The sequence below is a fragment of the Methylobacterium sp. WL103 genome (assembly GCF_008039885.1).
Taxonomy (GTDB): domain Bacteria; phylum Pseudomonadota; class Alphaproteobacteria; order Rhizobiales; family Beijerinckiaceae; genus Methylobacterium; species Methylobacterium cerastii.
In genome coordinates this window covers 1-3181 of sequence record NZ_VRUX01000498.1, presented here as the reverse complement: position 1 = coordinate 3181, position 3181 = coordinate 1, and the positions used below count along the sequence as shown (strand labels likewise).

At 72.1% G+C, this 3181-nt stretch carries 4 protein-coding genes and 1 pseudogene; 3 read left to right on the top strand and 2 right to left on the bottom strand.

The genetic code is table 11. The annotated features are described in order from the left end of the window. Both FV222_RS21220 and FV222_RS21215 read left to right on the top strand, forming a co-directional pair. Window positions 1–549 (top strand): hypothetical protein (locus FV222_RS21220; protein ID WP_147815578.1); only part of this gene is annotated, 549 nt, incomplete at its 5' end. Window positions 550–559: 10 nt separating this feature from the next. Beyond that, window positions 560–1204: a hypothetical protein gene (locus tag FV222_RS21215; RefSeq protein ID WP_147815577.1), complete on the top strand. Its 645-nt coding sequence runs from the start codon at window positions 560–562 to the stop codon at window positions 1202–1204. Between the two features lie 33 nt (window positions 1205–1237). Here FV222_RS21215 and FV222_RS21210 read toward each other — a convergent pair whose 3' ends face one another. Then, on the bottom strand, window positions 1238–2146 hold the full coding sequence (locus tag FV222_RS21210; RefSeq protein ID WP_147815576.1) for a LysR family transcriptional regulator: 909 nt from the start codon (window positions 2144–2146) through the stop codon (window positions 1238–1240). A gap of 90 nt (window positions 2147–2236) precedes the next feature. Between FV222_RS21210 and FV222_RS21205 the strand changes: the two genes are divergently transcribed. Further along, on the top strand, window positions 2237–2680 hold the full coding sequence (locus FV222_RS21205) for a PACE efflux transporter (RefSeq protein ID WP_147815575.1): 444 nt from the start codon (window positions 2237–2239) through the stop codon (window positions 2678–2680). A 12-nt stretch (window positions 2681–2692) separates the two neighbouring features. Here FV222_RS21205 and FV222_RS21200 read toward each other — a convergent pair. Beyond that, window positions 2693–3181: pseudogene (locus tag FV222_RS21200) on the bottom strand (hypothetical protein); the annotation flags it as partial.

The following is a 3181-nucleotide window of genomic DNA, read 5'->3' as shown; positions in this document are numbered from 1 at the left end:
GGGGTCGAGGCCGCAGCCGCGATCGACGCGGCGGCCTGCATCGTGCGCTTCAACAACGTGGCGGGCTTCGGCGGAGCCGCCGGCTCCCGCGTCACCCACCTCGCCCTCGTCAACCGCGGCGGGCAGATGCGCGCGTGGCTAGCTGATCCGCGCTTCCTCGATCGCCCTGTGGTTCGCGCAGCGCAAGCCTTCATCCTGCCGTTCCCGATGCTCCCCGCCGAGCACAACCGGCCCGAGCAGACCTGCTGGACCCGCGAGGCGCTGGCCCGGCTCGCGCCCCTGGGCAAGCCGGTCCACGTCCTGCCCGAAGCCTTGCACGAAGAAGGACGGCGTCGCCTCGCTCCCGGCACCACCGGCAGGCCGAACCCGAGCACCGGATACCTGGTGACGCTGGCGCTCCTCCTCGCGCGGCCCGCCGGATCGGAGCCGGTCGACGCCTACGGCTTCGGCTTCGCCGGCTGGCCCGGGCATCCGTGGGCGGCCGAGCGCGCCTGGTTCGCGGAGGCCGAGGCGGCGGGCCGGCTCCGCCTGCACGAAGCCGGACGATGAGGTTTCTCGCATGACGACGCTCGTCACCGTCCTGAAAGGCGGCGGCCGCTACGACGCGACCTGGGTCGAACGCCTTGCCCGGGGCGTTCGGCGCCATGCCCCGGCCTTCGACCGCATCCTCTGCCTCACGGACCTTCCGCTCGAAATCCCCGGGGTCGAGCGGGTCGCGCTTCGGCAGGGCTGGCCGGCGTGGTGGGCGAAGATGGAGGCGTTCCGCCCCGGCCTGACGCGGGGGACGACGCTGCTGTGTGACCTCGACACGGTCTTCACCGGCCCGGCCGACGCCCTGGCCGAGCCGGGCCTCGCCGCGATGGAGGACTACTTCCACAAGGACCGGCTCTCCAGCGCGCTGCTGCGCTGGGATGGCGACGACCTCGCCTTCCTCCACGCCGCCTTCGCCGCCGAGCCGGAACGCTGGATGGCGGCCGGCTCCTGCGGGCCGGTGCCGAACGGCGTGCACGGCGACCAGGTCGTTATCGACCACCTGATGCGCCGGGCGGGCGTGCGGCCGGCCTTCGTCCAGCGGCTCTACCCCGACCTCCTCGACTTCTATGATCCGCGGCGTGCGGAGCACGGGCCGGTGGTGATCTTCATCGGCGATGCCAAGCCCGACACCGCCACCGGCCCGGTCCACGCCGCCTGGGCGGAGCCCTGACGGGCCCGCGCGGGGGGCCGGCGAAGTCGCTTTTCAGCTCGGCCGCTTCTCGCCCGACAGGCTGCCGACGCGCTCGGCCGCGAAGCGCGTGCGCAACCAGGCGGCCGCGGGCCCGCAGGGCCGCTGCTTGTGCCAGACCAGTTCGAGGGCGATCGGCCAGTCGCCCGCGTCGAACTGCAGGTCCGGCGTCACGAGGTCGGGCGCGGTCTGCGAGGCGGCGATCACGTGGTCGGTGACGAAGGCCCAGCCGATCCCGTGCTTGACCATCTCCAGGATTACCCAGTGGCTCTCGACCCACCACACCTCGGCGGCCACCCGCAGGCGGCGCTTCTCCGGCCCGTCGCCGCGTGCGGCGACCAGGATCTGGCGGTGGCGCTTCAGCTCCTCCCATTCCACCCGCGCCTTCGCCAACGGATGGTCGCGGCCGCAGACGAGCTTGAGCGGCACCCAGCCGATGGTCTGGAAGCCGAGTTCCGTCGGCAGGACCTCCTGGCGCCACATCACCCCAAGGTCGGCGGCGCCGGAGCGCACCATGCGGCTGACATCCTCCATCAGCGGGAACAGCAGTTCCAGCTCGACGTTCGGGAAGGCCTTGGCGAAGTCCGCGAACAGGGCGCCGAGGGCATGCTCGGGGTAGAGCTCGTCGATCGCCACCACGAGGCGGTTCTCCACCCCCTGCTCGAGGCTCCGCGCCACCCCGACCAGGTGCTCGCGGCGGTCGAGCACCACGCGCGCCTCCAGCAGCAGGCGCTCCCCCGCCGGGGTCAGCACCGGGTTGCGGCCGGCCCGGCTGAACAGGGAGAGGCCGAGATCGGTTTCGAGGTTGGCGACCTGGGTGCTGACGGCGGATTGCGCTTTCCTCAGGATGCGCGCCGCGCCCGAGAAGGAGCCGGCTTCGGCCGCCGCCACGAAGGCCTGGAGCTGGTCGAGGGAGACCGCCATCCATCGAATTCCGAGATAGGTTCCAACTTGCGAGCACGGGTATCGCAGATAGAACGCGCTCGACCTATACCAGCTTTACGAGACGAGACCATGCGAACCACACGCGACCGCATCCGCCACGCCATCCTGTTCGAGGCGATCGGGCTCGCCCTCGTCATCCCGCTCGGCTCGACGCTGTTCGGCCTGCCCGCCTCCGACATGGGCGTGATCGGCGTCGGCAGCGCGCTCGTCGCGATGGCGTGGAACTACGTCTACAACCTCGGTTTCGATCGCGCGCTGCAGCGGCTGACCGGGCACACGCGCAAGGGCCTCCTCCTGCGGGTGGGCCACGCGGTGCTGTTCGAAGCCGGGCTGCTGGTGATCCTGCTGCCGCCGATCGCCTGGTACCTCGGCATCTCGCTGGTCGAGGCGCTGGTGATGGATCTCGCGATCGCGGGCTTCTACGTGGCGTACGCCTTCCTCTTCAACCTGGCCTACGACTGGGCCTTCCCGTTGCGAAGCTGGGGCGCGGTCGCGGCGGAGCCCACGGCCTGAACCGGAGCGCGCTCATGCGACGACGAGGTTGAGCCTGCGCGCGGCCGGCCCGAGCTCGACGCGCCGCCCCCAATCGAAGGCGATGAAGTCCTGCTCGATCCCGTCGGCGAAGACCACGCCGCCCTCGTTCATCCGCGAGGTGACGGACAGCGCCGTGCCGGCGAGCTTGCCCGCCCGCACCGTGGTGCCGGTGGCGACGCTCGGGAAGGGCTCGCGCACCCAGTAGCCCACCGCCGACTCCTCCGCCCCGATCCCGAGGGTGAGGCGCGTCGCCTCCCCGATCGAGCGGGCCCAGCCGGTCAGGCCGGTCCCCGAGGCGACGATGAGCCCGCTCGAGGACTGGTCCTCGGCCGCGCCCTCCGCCTCGATCCGGTAGCGCGCCGACTGGTGGCTGCGATGGCCGACGAAGATCTCGTTCAGCGCCAGCAGCCGCTGCCCGGTGTCGAGCACCGCCTCCACCAGGGTGCGGCGCTCGACCGGCGCCGCCCCGGCGGCGCCGGT